Genomic DNA, 17510 nt, shown 5'->3' with positions numbered 1-17510 from the left:
TGCTTATGCGGGTGCTTATGCGGGTGCTGCCGCTAAAGTGTTTGTGATTCTTTACAAACTCTAGGTTTACCTGGGAAATTAAAACGTGCTGAACATTCTTAGATCCTTATCAATCTCCCAGGGCATGAGTTTGCTCAATATATCCTGTTCGGATCTAAATTCTAAATTTAAGGGAGAGTTCCATGTGTAAAAAAGCTTAAGAGGTGAATTCTTTGCTAGTCGCTCATCTGCTTTCTTTGGGTTATGGTAGATATCAGATAACAGGCTCGTCTGTAATATATTTCCTGGATGTGAGTCTTGGAAAGATGTAGTATACTTTGCTTCAGATAATATTTTTTGCCAGCGGCGACCATACTCATCACCTGAGAACTTAGCCCGGATTCCTTCTATCGCTGGATAGATAACATCAATAAGAAACTTAGATTGACAACCTACGGTTTCGCTGTTTGCTAAGCGCCGATTGTCTTTTTCTAAAACAATTAAAGTCTTGATATTACCTTTGCCGCGCTGATAGTAGCGAATGAATTCTTCTGTACATGATGGGTTATGTGTGTCTACTTTGGTGTTACTTGGAGAATTGCGATTGTCAAAGACGCCTAGTACATGGCTATCTTCCATCAGAAAGACGCGTTGAAAGTCGCGATTGGCAACATACCCACCATGGATGCCAGACCGGTCTGCCCACTTTAATCCCTGATAGAAAACCTTAATACAGCGCCTAGCCAGTTCAATCTGGTCAGTAGGGACAGACGCACTCATACAGCCTGCGGTTGGATTCTCAGGGAAAAGATTATCCTGCGTGAGCATGGCTCGACGCACCAGGGACCACTCGATTGACATGGGATTTGCTCTAGTTATGTACAACCGTTAGCCCGTTAGCCTGGATACATCTTCAAAACAGTGTCGCTGTATGAGTATCAGTGTTCAGAAATATAGGTTAGTAGCTATTACTTCACACCCTGACTAAATCATTCAGCACCGATACAAAAATGCAGACTTAAAGAAATCAATAGTTTGAACATCTTTGAATACCAAGACTGCCTCGTACATCATAGAAGATGAATTTCAAAAACGGCATTCATCATAAGTACGGATGAACACACTTCAAAAAGCCGACCCTGTTTTCTATTTTCTCTCACAGCCTGAAAATTTTTCTTTCAAACCCTGAAAATTCTTTTTAGAGTGCTTTTACCATAGGACAGTGCATCAGACCAATTCTATGTGTGTACCCCCTGCTTTTCTGACGCTACGCCCCGATTTCTGCCAACGGTTTAGAGAACTTGCCATAGAGAAATTTGGACAGGCATACATTGCTGGCTTATGTCAGGAAATTCTGACTAGCTATGAGATTGAGATTAGTAGAGATACGGTGCCCCGTATTTTGGCTGGCAGACGAGGACGTTCTAGAAATGTGAAGGCGATTTGTGACTGCTTTGAAACGGATTGGCAAGATGCGTGCATTACGTCAGACCTGCTTCAAAGTAGAGATATCGATAGTCTGGTTCAGCAAATTCGCAGCAAGGTTGAGTTTAGATTTGAGTATGGTCATCTAACATCTAGCTCACAGCCTCAGCATCAGTGGGTTCAAAATAACTTTATTGAGCCTGATCTCGTTAAAGTTGAATTTTTGCCCTCTGAGTACCCAGTTGGTGATCCTAGAGCACTCTTAGAGTCCGAAGACTCCAGGGATGATGATTTTGACCGTTTGGGTGTACGTCTGTTACGTGGGCAAAAAACGACAAGCCGCAAAGCCTTAGACGATCATAAAAATTTGTTTGTTTACGGTGAGCCGGGTTCTGGTAAATCGAGCTATTTGCAGTGGGTGGCACTGAAATGCTTTGAAGGTATTGTTCTGCAGGATTATGTACCGATATTTCTAGAAATTCGTCGGTTTACCACGACAAACTGTGCTGGAACGCTCCTGACGTTTTTTGAGGAGATGTTTGAACGCTGGGGATTTTCTGCGGGAGAAACCCGCCGGGTTTTAGAGTCAGGGAGGGCTGTGTTTATCTTTGATGGCCTTGACGAAACGCTGACGTCTGAACGGACACGCATTGAGAGCATGATTGAGGCACTGCTGCGGGATTATGATAAATGCCGCTACATTTTTAGCTCTCGATTGGCTATGAGCTTCCCTTACTTTGGTGGCTTTCAGAAGGTGATCTTGGCCCCGCTGCGCCCCAGGCAGCACATTCCTGAATTTGTCAAACGCTGGTTTACTCAGTCTGGCAAGCAGCCCGAAATGGCAACCCTGATGCTTGAGAAACTCCGTTCTCAGGGATATCAAGGCATTCGAGAACTGGCCCGCCGTCCCGTATTGCTCAAACTTCTATGTATTGTTTTTGAGGTAGAGGGAGATTTTCCAACGCGGCGAGGGGCTGTTTTTGAGAGCGGTATTTCACAGCTAACCCGCACTACAACAGACTTAGAAACCCATATTCCAAGTATTCCAAGGCTTCAAGACCATCATATTTACAATATTCTCTGTCGAGTTGCTAGCTACTTTTTTATTAACCTCAAAGCCCAGATTTTATTTACTACGCGGGATGTAGAGCGAATTATTCAAGACTACTTTAGTGAGGTCCATGGAATTCATCGAGACAGTGTCCCCGGTGACATTATTCTGCAAGGCATTGAGCAATCTAACGGGCTGTTGGTGAGATGGTCACAGGACTTTTGTGCATTTTCCCATCTGACTTATCAGGAATTTTTTACAGCGGCTCATCTGGTGAATACATCGGCTTATACAGATGTTTATGACCATCTGTACGATTCACGCTGGCATTTTGTGGCTGGTCTAGTGGCTGAACTGATTCCTCAAGAAGTGTCTTGGGACTTTTTTCTTGGGTTTAAGCAGACAATCGATTCTCAGATTAGTCGAGACGTAAAACTACGAGAGTTTTTAGAAAATCTAAATCGAGCAGCGACCTTTTCAGCCTATTCTGTCAATGGTGAGCGTTCTCATCTACAGACTTATATTCGTGCTTGGTACTTTGCCTATGCGCTGCATGATACTGGACAGGTCACGAATTTAGGTAATCTCTATACGTATTTTGATCTGCCAGATTTTGAATTTGCGACCAGCATGATTACAGGCGAGATACTGGAAGGCCATGAGCATCTATACAAGGCCTATCATTGTCTCTTGAAGAAAGAACCCTCTCTCCAAAAGGTAATTTCACTGTTTAAGAAACTTAAGACCTTTTTAGAGAATAATCCTCAAAAGACGGAAGTCTTGGAAGGCTGGCTAGTACAGCTCAAAAAAGAGCAGGCTGAGCTGGCCGACGAGTGGTGGAAACAAAAACGAATGGCTTGGGCTAAACGAGTGGCTATCTTTATGCAGGGGCTGGGACTGCCCAATATTTTTGAGCTGACGTCAGAACAGGCGAAGCAGCTGCGAGCCTATTACGATGTGACTAAGCTGCTGTCTAGTTGTATGAACCGTTCTTATTTGGACGATCAGCAGCGTAAACAGTTGGCAAATTCTATGCTATTGCTGACAATGCTGCCGCCTGATGACTCTCTGTAAAGGTTAAGTTAGAGGGCCTGAGGCATTGGGTTGGATTGGGTGCGATCGCACCCAATGATCATCCTCCAAAAGCGTATGGACCTGCCAGGCCGGATCTTTCTCAGGGTAATCGCTGCGATAGTGCCCGCCACGGCTTTCTGTACGAAACAGGGCACTTTTAAGAACTAGGATGGCGACTGCCAGCAAATTTCGAGTTTCTGTCCACAGTCTTAGAGTTTGAACCGTGAGTTGAGCTGGTAGTGGATGCTCTATCTGCTGATTGACCTTACTGATTGCTTTCGACATGGCTAGTAAGTCAAACTCAGTTTGCCACTGTCCCAGCTGTTCTAGTGCTGTCGTCATGGAGCTAGCTTCACGGGCAATGCCAGCGCTTTGCCAAACCAGCTGGCTAATAGCAGTTCGGTGCTGCTGTAGCCACTCAATATCGTCATCGAGCGCTGGCAGTGTTGCTAATGAGTTGCTGTCAGCGTTTGCACTGATGGGTGCGCTTTCCAACGGCTCTGGACTAATTTCCTGTAGCTGTGCGCCAAAGACTAAACACTCTAAGAGGGAATTGCTAGCCAGTCGATTGGCTCCATGGACGCCGGTACTGGCATTTTCGCCAACGGCATATAGGCGAGGGATGGTCGTCTGGCTATTGAGATTAGTGGTGATGCCACCCATCCAGTAATGGGCTGCAGGCGAAACGGGAATCGGTGTTTCAAATACGTTGATGCCTGCCCACTTCTGGCATTTACGGATGATATTCGGAAACCGATGCTGGACACGTTCTGGCTCAATCACGCGTAGATCTAAGTAGACGACTGATTCTCCAGGTGTTTTTTGCAAATGGTTAAAGATGGCCCGACTGACGATGTCCCTGGGGGCTAATTCTCCGTCAGGATGATAGTCAAAGGCAAACCGCCTGCCCGTACTATCAATCAGGTGGGCGCCTTCTCCCCGCACGGCTTCGCTAATCAAAAATCGAGGAGCGCCCTCTTTGGTTAAAGCGGTGGGGTGAAACTGCATAAATTCTAGGTCGCGCAGCTGGGCTCCAGCACGCCAGGCCATGGCCACACCATCCCCTGTGCTAGCAGCCGGATTAGTGGTCTGTGAGTAAATTTGGCCGCCGCCGCCGGTAGCCAGGACAACTGCTTTGGCTTCTACCCAATACAGTTGCTGCTCATAAACTAGCTGTACCCCGCGACATTCGCCATTGTGCATCCAGAGGTCTAGGGCTAAGGCTTGGTTAAATACATGAATGTTGGGTCGCTCGAGTACCTGAGCTGCCAGGGTGGTGACGACGGCTCGCCCAGTAGTATCAGCAGCATGCAGCACACGTCGCCGCGAATGGGCCGCTTCTAAGGTCATGGCTAACTGGTCGCCTTGGCGGTCAAAGGCGACTCCCATCTGGGTCAGGTTTTGGATGCAGTCGTCTGCCTGTCGCACCAGGACTTCAACGGCGTTGCGATCGCACAGCCCTGCCCCTGCTTTCAGCGTATCGATAATGTGAAGTTCTGGATCGTCATCGGGTGCGATCGCAGCAGCAATTCCACCCTGAGCCCAATCACTGGCTGATATAGAGAGTGTATCTTTAGTGATCAGGCCGATGTGAAGTGTTGTTGGCAAACACAGAGCGGAATAAAGTCCGGCTGCTCCGCCACCTACGACCAAAACATCAAACCGTGATGGCAGCAGAGAAGGAGAAGGAGAGGAGTGCACCAATCAAAAATTGCTCCTGACAGAGGGATTAACCCACTCTATCAAGAGCAATGATGGATCAAGACAATGCTACAGAATTGAGACCTGAGAAAACTGTCCAATACTCAACTTTATTGAGGAATGGCGCTTTATACCGCCACTCTACCCAAGGCTCAACATTAAACGCAGCAATAAATACTTAGGCGTTGCTGATCCCCGGTATGATTTTATCCGCCAACTATTGGCCACCAGCATATTTAACAGATCGATTCATCCCTTAAATCAGCAACGACAATGCTTACTTGTAAGCACCGTTGTTATAGCGATCGTCACCTTCTACCAACGCGGGATTGGGAGGGGAAATCGTGAAAACATCCATGTTTTCACGCATACGAGATATCTCCACATCGCTTAATCCAGGGATTTCAAGAATATCCTCTAGATTGTCATAGGGAGCATTTCGAACGATTTTGCCTGCAATCGTCGGAAATAGACCCCGATACTTTCTAAACGCAGCGACGTTGGTGTTATTTACGTCAAGTTTGTAGCCGTATTCTGTAGTGAGCTTGTCATCAACTGCGTTTCGGGGCAGGCTAGCGTCTGCTAGAAACACCGTACCGCTATCTAACATGCTTGCTACTGCAGGCTGAGCATGGCTCACCAACGTACCAAATACTAGTCCAAGCGCCATTAATAGGCCAAAGAATCGTTTCATCTCTCTCCGCCGGATTTATTCAATCTAATACACAGCATTAATGAGAAGCCTATCACTTTCGCTGTGCCAATGTTGAGGAATGATGAGAATCCGTTGCGGACTGTTACGCAAAAAAATAAATTTAGGACGACTGCACCGGAACTGAAGCTTTGCGATCGTAACTCATCAAGAAGCGATCCAAGTCAGAAAACGTACAGGCATAAGTTGTTAACGGTTTGTCATACCCCTTTAATAAAGCTGAATAGCGCTTAAAGGTTTGTTCATTAGCGCCTAGCTTACTCAAATACTTGTAGGTTTCTGCCCCGAGTGCCACATCCAAACCCAGCTGTTTAGTAGAACTTTCAAATCGAAATGCCGCATTGACAGTATCACCTAGGGCTGTGTAGTCAGGCCGATCGCTGGTACCTGTATTGCCTACGACGGCATAGCCAGTATTTACACCCGCTCCTACTCTGAGGGGAAAGGGCAGAGGGAATTGCTTATGAAGCTGCCGAGTCATGTCGTTGAGGGCACTGATGGAACGACTGATTTTTAACATTTCTTCAGCTTCTACTTCCTGTGTGCCGTGAATCCATACGGCCATGACCGCATCGCCAATATACTTATCAACCCAGCTACCATATTCGCCAATGATATTGCCAGCGTGACGAAACCAAGTACCGATAACCTCAGACAGAACTTTCTCATCAATCTGTCGGGTCATCACGGTAAAGTCACGAATATCGACCACCATCACTGATATCAGCCGACGCACGTGGAGTGTGGCTGTAGCTGTAGATTCATGATCGTTAGAACTGATGGAAGAAGACTGATTGTTGGCATTGGGTGCCGGTGCCGGGCAGTAAAATTGCAGCTCAGTTTGTCCGAATGTTAAAGCGTCACCATTTCGTAAGGTTACGGGGACACTCACTCGACGGCCATTGACAAATGAACCGTTGCGGCTGCCCAAGTCAATCAAATAAAATTCTCCACTGTCCATGAATTGCAACATTGCATGGTTGCGGGAAATCCAACGATCAGGCAAGACAAAGTTATTGTCATCGCTGCGGCCAATCGTCCAGCAGCTATTACCAATCAACGATAAGTGACGTTGACCTGAGTCTGTCTTAAGGACCAAATAGGGTCCAACTTGTGGGGTCTTTTCAGGGAATACCACTATACCTCGACAATTCGAGCCAGCCTATGTCCTATACCTTAGCGCTACTGTTCCTAACTGCACTATAGCCTTTGTGCTTATTTTATTGTGCACTACCTATAAGATACTGCTGATCTTCTAGCTATAGGGTCAAAGCTGCGTACATTGTCCATATCTTCAATCGAAATAGTTGGTAGCTGCATCCTGTTAGATGCATAGACTGGAATAATCTTTCCAATTTGTCAAGAGGTAGATCTTACGGCCTATGCTGTGACCGAGCCTAACGTTCTGACCTGGGTGGATTGGGATCTAGGCTAACGTTGCGGCCAGTAAAAATAGTGCATCCACCAAAATTGTACTGAGCACTGCCCCAGCAAACGCCCACCAATGCGTTTTATTAGATTTAATGGACCACCCACCCACACAGACGAGGATGCCCAGCAATATCGTTGCTCGGGTAATGGCTATGGGGTTTTCCAGCTGCAGTAACGCTGCTTGCAGCACGGCTCCAGCATCCGTTGGGGCTACCTGCATCATCTGCCGCCAATAGGGGATGAGGTCAACCCAGTAGAAATAAAGATCGGTAATGGCTGTGCCGAGTAAGGAGCCAAGATAAAAGTAACTGCCTACAATCAAACGATTTTGACTGAGCAGGACAATGACAATCGGTAACCCAATGGCTTCAACGGGTAAATGGACATAAGGATTTTCCCGCAACCAGCCCCAGTAGAGGCTACCTGCTAGCCATGTCCATGAAAAGCCAATGGCAAGATCACCCCAAAGTCTCAGGGATGGCTGACGCAGCAAGGCTACACCGCTGAGCAGCCAAACCGGGGTTGTCAACAAACTTACCCAAGGCTGAAGACGTACCAGGGGAGCCTGGATAAATACAGGAACGCTGACTAGAAAGACAGCTGCTAGAAGAGCAAGTAGTCGATGAGCTTGGGGCCCATCAGAATCGACTATTAATGGTTCGGGAAGTCGAGTTTGAGGCGTAGTTTCGGATAGCAATGCTGCCTGACGAATTCAATAGAATTCTGAGAGAGGTTAATTATTGTTAACATAACATGCCAATTGAGTCGCTCAGGAACTGTAGCTTTATAAATGGCGACCTAGATAATATTGCGGTATGTAAATTTTATTTTGGGAGTAGCCAGTACCCAGCAATCGCTGATGTGGATGACTGGTCCTTTTGGGCTACGCCAGCAGTAGATTAACGGGCATCAGCTCGGTTTCTATAAAACTTCAGCTTTTTTTTGGGATGGGCTCTTTTGGAAAACTGCTGCTTTGGGCCGTTGATGGTGTTATCGGTTGGGCTCTATGGGATTACTGCATGATGTCGTTTAGGGCAGCTGCCGACATTCTGAGGATGCATGCGCTTATCGGGTCCCGCGACCACTGAGAGGGCGCATAGAGTGTATGGCGAATCCGTAAAAGCTGGTCAGGGTAGTCCGGATGCCCTGACCGATACTTCGTGTCCTTTAAGAGCGGTCTGCGCTATATCCGGTTGATGAGTTGGAGCTTTGGAGGGTTGTTCATGTTTGTATGCCAATCATTGGAACTGTTGGGCCAAGCGCCTGTCAGTCAAGCAGCACAAATTAATTTATTCCAGGCCATTGTGATTGGTATTGTTCAAGGATTGACGGAGTTTTTGCCCATCAGTAGTACGGCCCATGTCAAGATTATCCCTGTGGCACTGGGTTGGGGCGATCCCGGTGTAGCATTTACGGCGGTTATTCAGCTGGGCAGTTTGGCGGCTATCTTGTGGTACTTCTGGGACGATTTGACCTCTGTGACCCGCAATACCATTACGGCTGCTATGGCCAAGCGCTATCAGTCCTCCGATTTTCGTTTGGGACTGGGGATTCTTTTGGGTTCAATTCCCATTGTGTTTTGCGGTCTCTTAATCAAAGTATTTTTTGAAACTCAATATGAGACGTCTGTGATTCGCAGCACCCAAGCGATCGCAATTACGTCGATTGTGATGGCGATACTCTTGGGAGTAGCTGAGAAAGTGGGCACGCGCAAGCGTAATTTTGAAAAACTGGATTTGTGGGACGGTATTGGCGTTGGTCTGGGTCAGGCGTTGGCCTTAGTCCCTGGGGTATCACGCTCAGGGTCTACCTTGACAGCCGGTTTATTTTTGGGCCTAGAGCGGGATACGGCGGCGCGATTTTCCTTCCTGCTGGGGACTCCAGCGATCTTGATATCTGGCCTGGTGGAGCTCAAGGGGCTATTGGAGGATATGTCGGCGGTGGGAAACGCTAGTTTGATGCCCCTGATTGGCGGGCTGATTGCAGCGGTGATTTCGTCTTATCTTGCGATCGCATGGCTGATCAAGTTTCTCAGACGTCATAGCACCTGGGTCTTTGTATGGTACCGCCTGGCCTTTGGGGTCGCTATTCTAATTGGCATTGCCACCAAAACTATTCAAAATGTCTAATCAAAATCTTTAGGCGGCTTATTTGGCAGACTCAGCCTGCAATGATCCAGTTGCCTCAGTATTATGGAGTCATTGTCTAGGCTGATGGTTTATGCGTAGTGCGTCTATCCAGCCGGCTGTCATTACCAGTGTGCTGAGGGACTCCATTGCCGAAGACATTGGCTTTGAACCCGGTGATCGCTTGGTTTCTATTAACGGTGAATCCCCCCGTGACCTAATCGACTATCGTTTTCTCTGTTCCGATGAGTGGTTGACCCTAGAGGTTTTAGACTCGGCTGGAGCTGCGCATACGGTAGAAATCGAAAAGGACTTTGACGAAGACCTCGGTTTGGAGTTTGAAAGTGCTCTGTTTGACGGGTTGATCCAATGCAACAATCGTTGCCCCTTTTGTTTTATCGATCAGCAACCCCCTGGTAAACGCGATACCCTCTACCTAAAAGATGATGACTATCGTCTAAGCTTTCTCTACGGTAGCTATCTCACCCTAACCAATCTGCCCCCAGCAGAATGGGACCGGATTGCTAAACTGCGGCTGTCTCCCCTGTATGTATCTGTCCATGCGACTGAACCAGAGGTGCGACAGCGTCTGCTCAAAAATACTCGAGCCGGGCTGCTGTTAGAGCAGCTGCGATGGTTTCAGCAGCATCGTTTACAGATCCATGCCCAGGTCGTTGTTTGCCCGGGTATCAATGACAGGGCTCATTTAGAGCAGACTTTGCGAGATCTAGCCAAATTTCACACAGGTGATGTTCCTGCCGTTGCCTCAGCTGCCATTGTCCCAGTGGGACTGACTCGTTTTCGGCCTAGCGCTGACGAGCTGGTGCCGGTTAATACCCTCAAAGCCAATGAGGTCATTGATCAAGTGCAGCAGCTACAGACCGAATTTAAAGCCACATTGGGGTCTACCTTTGCCTGGCTCGCCGACGAATGGTTTCTCATTGCGCGGCGACCACTGCCCCTGGAGTCCCACTATGAAACCTATCCTCAAATTGGCAATGGTGTCGGCTCTATTCGTTTATTTCTAAAACAGTTTGAGACAGCTGCCCAGAGTCTGCCCGAGCGGATTGAAACTCCGAAAAAGTTCACGTGGGTTGTTGGCAATGCAGTTGAAAAAGCCTTTGAGCCCCTCGTTACTCGGCTCAATCAAGTGGAAGGGTTGACGGTCACGCTGGCGGCCTTAAACAGTGAATATTGGGGCCAGCAGATTACAGTCACTGGACTATTGACGGGTTACGATATCCTAGAAAAGTTAAAGGAGCGTAACTTAGGAGATGGTGTGTTGTTACCGTCCTTGATGTTAAAGCAGGGCGATCATGCTACGTCTGAAGCTGCCTACTTCCTAGACGATATGGCCCTATCAGACTTAGTAGATCAACTGCGATGCCCAATTTTTCCCGTGGAGGGTATTGACGGGTTGCTATCGGCCTGTGTTACGACAGACTTTGTATCCTCAGCTTAGGTTTACTATCAAATTTTGCCCCTTGGAAACTCTTCTAGACCTTGATACTAGACCCTGACACTATAGGCATTGCACTGGCAAAACATTTCTATGGGTGGGTAGCCTTGTCACAAAACGACGTGTATACCCTTATCCTGCGGCCTTGTTGCTTGATTTGTGAACAGAGTCATTACGGTAATTAGCTATACATTGACGCAAATACTATGGGATACATCAACCACTCGTTCTTGATTCGGATAGCAGTGCTTGGAGGAACGCTATTTTTGCTGCCGCTTCCAGTCCTGGCTGAGGGGTTAACCGATGATGACCCGTCCCATACGGATATATATGTTCCTGCTGCCTTGACAAGTGCAGTATCAACAAACCTCATTGCCACATCAGACGCTGACAATCGGGTTTCTTTGCCATTGGAACTGACCCAGTTTTCTCAGCTGCCCGATTTACCTGAAGGCGAGTCTGAAAACGAGGAGGATAATACTGAAACGCCGACTGAGGCTGCTCCTGTACTACCGCCTGCAAGCGATACCGAAGAGAGCGACACCGAAGAAAGCGATACCGAAGAAAGCGATACCGGAGAAAGCGACACCGGAGAAATTGTGCCGGATACAGGACAGGCCCCCTCCACTGCGGATGAAGATTTGCTCGATACAGACAATTTACCCCCGACAGAGTTGCTAGCGGATCCCAATCCCCTCAGCGTCCCGACCTTAGAGTCAGAGATCATGCTGCAAGAAGGCGATGAACGGGAAATTTCTATTGAGGAAGCGATCGAGCTGGCCTACTTTAACAACCAAGATCTGCAGGTATCTCTGTTAGAGCTAGAGCAGGCTGAAGCGACTTTAGCCGAGGCGCGGGCGGCATTTTCCCCAGTGGTGACGACGGCCGCTGATCTAACAGCCCAGGAGTCCGACAGCACACAAACCGTTTTTGGGACCGTGGGTGACGATGGTATTGATACCACCCTGAATGCATCGGTGGGGGTACGCTACGATTTATTTACCTCAGGACAGCGCGCTGCGACGCTGCAGGCAGCGCAGGAGCAGGTCCGTTTGAGTGAGCTGGAAGTTGATCGCCGTCGTGAAGAACTGCGGCTAGAAACCACGAGCCTTTACTACGATCTGCAGGAAAGTGGTGAGCAAATTCGCATTAATCAGTCTTTTGTGGAGGAAGCTCAGCGTAATCAACGCGATAACGAGCTGCGTCGACAGGCTGGTGTGGGGACTCGTTTCGATGTACTGCGGGCCGATGTTCAGCTGGCCAATGCTCAGCAAGACCTGATTCAGTCTCAAGCCCAGCAGCGGATTGCCCGGCGCAACTTGGCGCGATTGCTAAATTTCCCATCAACCTTAAATGTCAATGCCACCCCTGTGCCAGCCCCAGATAATTGGGAATCAACCTATGAGCGTTGGGGCCTCACCCTAGAAGATAGTATTTTGCTCGCGTTTCAGGGGCGTGTGGAATTAGAACAGCAGTTAGCTCAACGGGAGATTAGTACTCAACAGGCACGGGCGGCACGGGCGGCCAATGGTCCACAGGTCAGTCTGTTTGCTAACTACAGCTGGAGTGATTTGTTAGACGATACTTCAGATACGTATAACTTTGGTGCCCAGTTCAATATGGTCCTGGCCGATGGGGGGGCAGCACGGGCGCGGGCGCGTCAGCAAGAAGCTAATGCTGATATTGCTGAAGAGCGTTTTTCTGAAGTGTTGGACCAGGTGCGTTTTGAAGTTGAGCAGGCCTACTTTACATTGCGGTCTAACGAAGAAAATGTAATCACAGCGAGAACTGCGATTACCCAAGCCACAACGGCTTTGGAATTGGCCAACTTGCGTTTGGATGCGGGTGTAGGGACTCAGTTAGATGTACTGACGGCCCAATCTGAGCTGACACAGGCTGAGGGCAACTGGGTTAGTGCGGCCCTAGGCTACAACCGAGCATTGGCTTCGTTACAGCGAGCAGTGAGTAATTTGCGCTCCACACTATAGTCAGCGTGCAGTCAACTGAAACGGCTAGAGCTGTTGAGGGATAGGACTGTCATCGGGGACAGCTTTAAAGCTGGTTTCACACAGTTTATCAATGACCTGTTCTGCGGTAATGAGTCGTTTGAGGACAACTTGGCCAATGGCCGTAGCTGTGGAGCCCTCGGGCATCACTTCCACCATGAGGACATCGTCTTCGACCTGATACAGCCATAATTTTTCTGTGGCTTCTTCGATGTAAAGCCCTAATTTTTTAATGATGGGTTTACGCTGCCAGGCGATTTCATTCCACAGGCCGCCAAACTCCCACACTCTGCCGGTTGTCCAGCCATCGGACAAGAAAAAGTACTTCACAGATCCCAAGGAAGGTCAAAGGTTCAATGGCATTATCTCTGGTCATGTTCTTTTTTTCACCTAGTCTCTGAAATCTTGATGCTTCCTTATGACCTGTGGTGAGAATGCTTGAATTGCATTTGATTTTTAGTTCTGTCCGGAGATAACAGGAATGGGGTGGACAGTTAGTTGGTAGATGCACCCTGATGTCTGACTCCTGAGCCTGATTAAGGCTTAGGAGTTTTTTTTGTCAATTTTTTTGTGTCAGACGAGAAGGGGGGCATGGCTGTCCTATGTAGTGTGTTAGTTAGGTCTGTGATAGGCTAACCCCTTAATATTTTCGATAAATCAAGAGGGGCAAACTCCATGGCAAAGATGCGCATAGGCTTATTGTTTGGTGGGTGTTCTGGGGAGCATGAGGTGTCTATTAGCTCTGCCCAGGCGATTGCCCGAGGGTTAGGTCTTAAGGATAATGCCGAGAAGTATGAGGTGGTGCCTGTTTATATCCGTAAGGATGGCGTCTGGGTGATGGATGCTCAGGCTGTGCTGTCGTCAGGAGAACCATTGCCCACTGTGGATGTGCAGGTGTCAGCCGTGGAGCGGATACCGACGGCGGCGACCAATATAGATCTTTGGTTCCCTGTGCTCCATGGTCCCAATGGCGAGGATGGGACAATTCAGGGAGTATTTGAATTGATGCAGGTGCCCTATGTGGGCTGTGGTGTGCTGGCCTCTGCGGTGGGTATGGATAAGCTAGCAATGAAGTCTGCGTTCGCTCAGGCGGGGCTGCCCCAGGTGAAGTATATGGAGGTGTTGCGATCGCAGGTATATTCCAACCCCTGTGTGTTTCCCAAACTCTGTGACGACATAGAAGAAGCCCTGGGCTATCCCTGTTTTGTCAAGCCTGCCAATCTGGGCTCATCCGTCGGCATTGCAAAAGCTAAGGACCGCCGAGAGCTAGAAGCTGCCCTTGATAGTGCTGCCAGCTACGATCGTCGCATCATTGTGGAGGCTGGCGTAGTGGCCCGTGAAGTCGAATGTGCCATTTTGGGTAACGATAACCCCCAGGCCTCGGTGATTGGTGAAATTAGCTTTGATGCAGATTTTTATGACTATGAAACCAAATACACAGGTGGTCAGGCTGATTTAGCGATTCCTGCACCGCTGCCTGCCAATATCGTTACAACGATTCAAGAGCAGGCCGTTCAGGCCTTTCAATCGATCGATGGGGCCGGTCTATCGCGGGTAGATTTTTTCTATCTAGAAGCAATGGGTGAGGTGATTATCAATGAAATCAACACCTTCCCAGGATTTACGGCCACCAGTATGTACCCCATGTTGTGGCAAGCCTCGGGGGTGGAGTTTGATCAGCTGGTAGATCGGTTGATTCAGTTAGGTCTGGAGCGCACAGGCAAGCAGTCTTAAACAGGGGAGGCTGCTTGCTGATGATTGCTGGATTGTATGCGAATCAACCTTTGAGGAATTCAAAGCTTAAAAATTCAGATCTTGCTTGACCTATAAACTTTCTAAAAATACGAGTAAGTCAGCCATATCTTGAGTATTGGGCTGAAACTGCGGCATAGGCGGGGTCTTGCCGCTGATCACCTGCTTGATTAGTGCCACCTGTGACTTGCGTTCAGACACATGCTGTAGATCTGGACCGACTTCTCCAGTGCCATCTACTCCGTGGCACATGGCGCAGTTTTGCCAGAATAGCTGCTGTCCTCGTTCAAGATCGGCAGTAGACTCCAGAACATCATGCACATAAGGGTCTGAAACTTGTACCCGATGGATACCCCAGATAATAAGAACGACACATAAAAAAATAGTGGTTGCTGCTAACGCAAACTGAACGACCAGCCGATTGTTCTGGTTCTCCATTGACGGCTGAGAAAGAGATGGACTATCGATCGTGTTTTGGGTCACAGGCAAAACGTAACACTTTGTTATTACGCATATGATACATAGTTTAAAGTTTTCTTATAAGCCATTGCAAGGCATTCAGACTAAAAAATGGGTGTGAAATCTGTAGCTTTGCTTAAGCTATGGCTTAGGTGAGACGGAGATTTCATCGATAATCCACGAAAATTGGGAGGCTAGCTATGGGTACGTTTATGGATGTCTAGACATCTTAGGGCACTGAGGTCTGTTATGAATTGACGTTAAACCTCTTGGCTCACAGGTCCTAGCCCACAGACCCTAAGTAGTTTAATTGCCTTGGGCGCTGCGCTATATGCCCCATGCATCCACTGTTCTAGGGGCAATTGATGATGTGCCCTAGGCTCAAGTAAAGGAATGGCTTAATATAAAGGTAGAAGAAGTAATGTGTAGCACTGCTTCTGTAAGCTTTGTAAGTCATTGAGGAAACGCAGCGTGATTGAACCTTTGCTGTTGGGGATTGTTTTAGGCCTAATTCCGGTTACATTGGCCGGTCTGTTTGTAGCGGCTTATATGCAGTATCGTCGTGGCGATCAGCTCAACTTTTAGATTTGACTGGATTTTATCTAGCAACTGTTAGCCAGCATTTTCTATAGGTGCTGGCTTTTTAGGGTGTAGTTAGTGTGCAGGTATGATCTCGATTAATTCAGCTGAATGAGTCCCGCCGCTAATCGAGCAGTCCCGTAGGCGGCTTCGGTGTGGCTGGCTGGGACGATGGGAATACCCAAAGCCTGCGATCGCAGCTGTTGCCAGGCCGTATTTTGGGCTCCGCCACCGGCTGTATAGACCTGTTTGACATCTCCACTCCCCAGAGCCATCAGTTTTTGATAGCCCAACGCTTCAATCCGGGCCATGGCTTCTAGTAGTCCGTGCAGAAATTTGGCAGGTGCCTGCGGACGGGGGCTCAGCTGGGGCTCCAGCTGTGGGTTATTGATGGGAAACCGCTCGCCCTTAGTGAGCAGCGGATAGTAATCAAGACCACTGGTCTGCGTCGGATCAATCTGCTGGCTCAGGTTGCGCAGCTCAGCATCGTCAAAGTAGTAGCGCAGCACCGCGCCACCGGTATTGGATGCACCACCCACTAACCATTGTTGCCCTAGACGATGGCTGTAAACACCGCTAGCGGTGTCATTGATAGCTATGGGACTGAGCAGCTTTAGCACAAGTGTGGAGCCTAGGGATGTGACCCCGTCACCTGGACGACTGGCACCGCTAGCGAGGAAGGCTGCGATACTATCTGTCGTGCCAGCTTTGATTAAGCAGGTAGGCGAAATATTAAAACGCTGGGCGACCTCGGGCTGAATCGGCGCAATTACATCTCCTGGAGCTAAGACCCTCGGCAGCCATGGGCCAATCTCTAGCGTCTGCAGCCAGTCAGGATAGGTTAAGTGCTGCGGATCGTATCCCAGCTTTAAGGCATTGTTGTAATCGCTAATGCCAGGATGGCCGTGGAGCAGACTACTTAACCAATCGGCCTGGTGTACCAGATACTGCGCCTGGGTCAGAGTATTGTCAGGTAAATACTTTAGCCACCACAGGGCTTTAGCCAGGCTGGAGGTGGCGCTATGGGCTGGACTGCTAACTGGGGCTACTGCTGGAATTCCTCCACGGGCATCGTTGTAGAGAAGAGGCGGTGTGAGCGGGCGGTGGTTGCGATCGCACAGTAAAACCGTGGCGGAGGTGCCATTAATTGAGATCGCACCGATTTGATGTCGCACGTTGCCCGGTATCTGGTCGAGGAGTGTCCATAGTGTGTGCTTCCAATCGTCTGCATTAGGTGCGTCTGATCGGTACTGGCAGCGAGTTTCGGCGATGATCTGTCCTAGGGAGTCAATTGCGATCGCCCGTGCCCCTGAAGTCCCAAAATCAATTCCCAGGTAAAAGCTTTCCAAAACAGTCATTTAGGATAAATAAAACGCGCTCAATCCAGCTTTATTGATATTTTCTGCGCCTGTACTACATCAACTATATTTGAGTAGACAAATTCAGTGAACAACCCATGGATACCATTCCGTTTCTGGTCAGTCTGCCGGACGATGACGAGCCGGTAAAAGGTCTGTTTTCAGTTGAAACTGCGATCGCAGTGCGTGATTTACCCACAGACCTACTGCGCAAAAACTTGAGTTCCGTCTGTCAGGGAATGGCATCTATGCTCAGCGATGTTCAGGAATTGGGGCGTTTTCGCTTAAAAGAAGTAACAGTTCAGGTAGAAGTCACCGCTGAAGGTGGCATCGAACTGGTAGGGACAGCTAAGTTGGGTGGAACCGGTGCCATCACCCTCACGTTTTCGGAGTAGCGA

15 protein-coding genes are annotated in these 17510 nt (G+C 48.5%); 7 read left to right on the top strand and 8 right to left on the bottom strand.

Annotated elements, in window-relative coordinates:
• Window positions 1-78: 78 nt before the first annotated feature.
• Entirely contained in the window at window positions 79-807 is a 729-nt protein-coding gene (locus IQ260_RS01560) for a hypothetical protein (protein WP_193990200.1), read from the bottom strand.
• A 412-nt stretch (window positions 808-1219) separates the two neighbouring features.
• Here IQ260_RS01560 and IQ260_RS01555 point away from each other — a divergent pair, with 412 nt between their 5' ends.
• Entirely contained in the window at window positions 1220-3529 is a 2310-nt protein-coding gene (locus tag IQ260_RS01555; RefSeq protein WP_193990198.1) for an NACHT domain-containing protein, read from the top strand.
• Between the two features lie 3 nt (window positions 3530-3532).
• Here IQ260_RS01555 and nadB read toward each other — a convergent pair whose 3' ends face one another.
• From nadB to IQ260_RS01535, 4 genes are all read right to left on the bottom strand, one after another.
• On the bottom strand, window positions 3533-5230 hold the full coding sequence (gene nadB, locus IQ260_RS01550; RefSeq protein ID WP_193990196.1) for an L-aspartate oxidase: 1698 nt from the start codon (window positions 5228-5230) through the stop codon (window positions 3533-3535).
• A 277-nt stretch (window positions 5231-5507) separates the two neighbouring features.
• Window positions 5508-5924 carry a photosystem II complex extrinsic protein PsbU gene (gene psbU, locus IQ260_RS01545; RefSeq protein WP_193990194.1) on the bottom strand — a complete coding sequence of 139 codons (417 nt, stop codon included), beginning with the start codon at window positions 5922-5924 and terminating at the stop codon, window positions 5508-5510.
• A gap of 121 nt (window positions 5925-6045) precedes the next feature.
• Window positions 6046-7041, bottom strand: coding sequence for an adenylate/guanylate cyclase domain-containing protein (locus IQ260_RS01540; RefSeq protein ID WP_228015351.1), 996 nt, complete (start codon window positions 7039-7041; stop codon window positions 6046-6048).
• Window positions 7042-7368: 327 nt separating this feature from the next.
• A complete protein-coding gene (locus IQ260_RS01535) occupies window positions 7369-8070 on the bottom strand; it encodes a DUF3120 domain-containing protein (RefSeq protein ID WP_193990190.1) in 702 nt (233 codons plus the stop codon).
• Window positions 8071-8596: 526 nt separating this feature from the next.
• On the opposite strand from IQ260_RS01535, the gene IQ260_RS01530 reads away from it, so the two are divergent.
• The 3 genes from IQ260_RS01530 (at window position 8597) to IQ260_RS01520 (ending at window position 12946) form a co-directional block, all read left to right on the top strand.
• A complete protein-coding gene (locus tag IQ260_RS01530; protein WP_193990188.1) occupies window positions 8597-9502 on the top strand; it encodes an undecaprenyl-diphosphate phosphatase in 906 nt (301 codons plus the stop codon).
• Window positions 9503-9593: 91 nt separating this feature from the next.
• On the top strand, window positions 9594-10961 hold the full coding sequence (locus tag IQ260_RS01525) for a TIGR03279 family radical SAM protein (protein WP_193990186.1): 1368 nt from the start codon (window positions 9594-9596) through the stop codon (window positions 10959-10961).
• Window positions 10962-11164: 203 nt separating this feature from the next.
• Window positions 11165-12946, top strand: coding sequence for a TolC family protein (locus tag IQ260_RS01520; protein ID WP_193990184.1), 1782 nt, complete (start codon window positions 11165-11167; stop codon window positions 12944-12946).
• 24 nt (window positions 12947-12970) lie between these two features.
• On the opposite strand, the gene IQ260_RS01515 is transcribed toward IQ260_RS01520, so the two are convergent.
• Window positions 12971-13294 carry a hypothetical protein gene (locus IQ260_RS01515; protein WP_193990222.1) on the bottom strand — a complete coding sequence of 108 codons (324 nt, stop codon included), beginning with the start codon at window positions 13292-13294 and terminating at the stop codon, window positions 12971-12973.
• 345 nt (window positions 13295-13639) lie between these two features.
• Between IQ260_RS01515 and IQ260_RS01510 the strand changes: the two genes are divergently transcribed.
• On the top strand, window positions 13640-14698 hold the full coding sequence (locus tag IQ260_RS01510) for a D-alanine--D-alanine ligase family protein (RefSeq protein WP_193990182.1): 1059 nt from the start codon (window positions 13640-13642) through the stop codon (window positions 14696-14698).
• A 90-nt stretch (window positions 14699-14788) separates the two neighbouring features.
• Here the strand turns inward: IQ260_RS01510 and IQ260_RS01505 are convergent, their stop codons facing one another.
• Entirely contained in the window at window positions 14789-15199 is a 411-nt protein-coding gene (locus tag IQ260_RS01505) for a cytochrome c (protein WP_322744871.1), read from the bottom strand.
• Between the two features lie 447 nt (window positions 15200-15646).
• Here IQ260_RS01505 and petG point away from each other — a divergent pair, with 447 nt between their 5' ends.
• The gene (petG, locus tag IQ260_RS01500; RefSeq protein WP_006516887.1) at window positions 15647-15760 is read left to right on the top strand and encodes a cytochrome b6-f complex subunit V; all 114 of its coding nucleotides are present in this window, start codon (window positions 15647-15649) and stop codon (window positions 15758-15760) included.
• 92 nt (window positions 15761-15852) lie between these two features.
• Here petG and IQ260_RS01495 read toward each other — a convergent pair whose 3' ends face one another.
• Window positions 15853-17112, bottom strand: coding sequence for an FGGY-family carbohydrate kinase (locus IQ260_RS01495; protein WP_193990180.1), 1260 nt, complete (start codon window positions 17110-17112; stop codon window positions 15853-15855).
• 98 nt (window positions 17113-17210) lie between these two features.
• Between IQ260_RS01495 and IQ260_RS01490 the strand changes: the two genes are divergently transcribed.
• Window positions 17211-17507, top strand: a complete 297-nt coding sequence (locus tag IQ260_RS01490) for a Pepco domain-containing protein (RefSeq protein ID WP_193990178.1) — start codon at window positions 17211-17213, stop codon at window positions 17505-17507.
• Window positions 17508-17510: the final 3 nt, after the last annotated feature.

The sequence above is a fragment of the Leptolyngbya cf. ectocarpi LEGE 11479 genome (genome assembly GCF_015207065.1).
In the GTDB taxonomy this organism is placed as follows: Bacteria; Cyanobacteriota; Cyanobacteriia; order Phormidesmidales; family Phormidesmidaceae; genus Leptothoe; species Leptothoe ectocarpi.
This window is presented reverse-complemented; position numbering and strand designations above follow the sequence as displayed.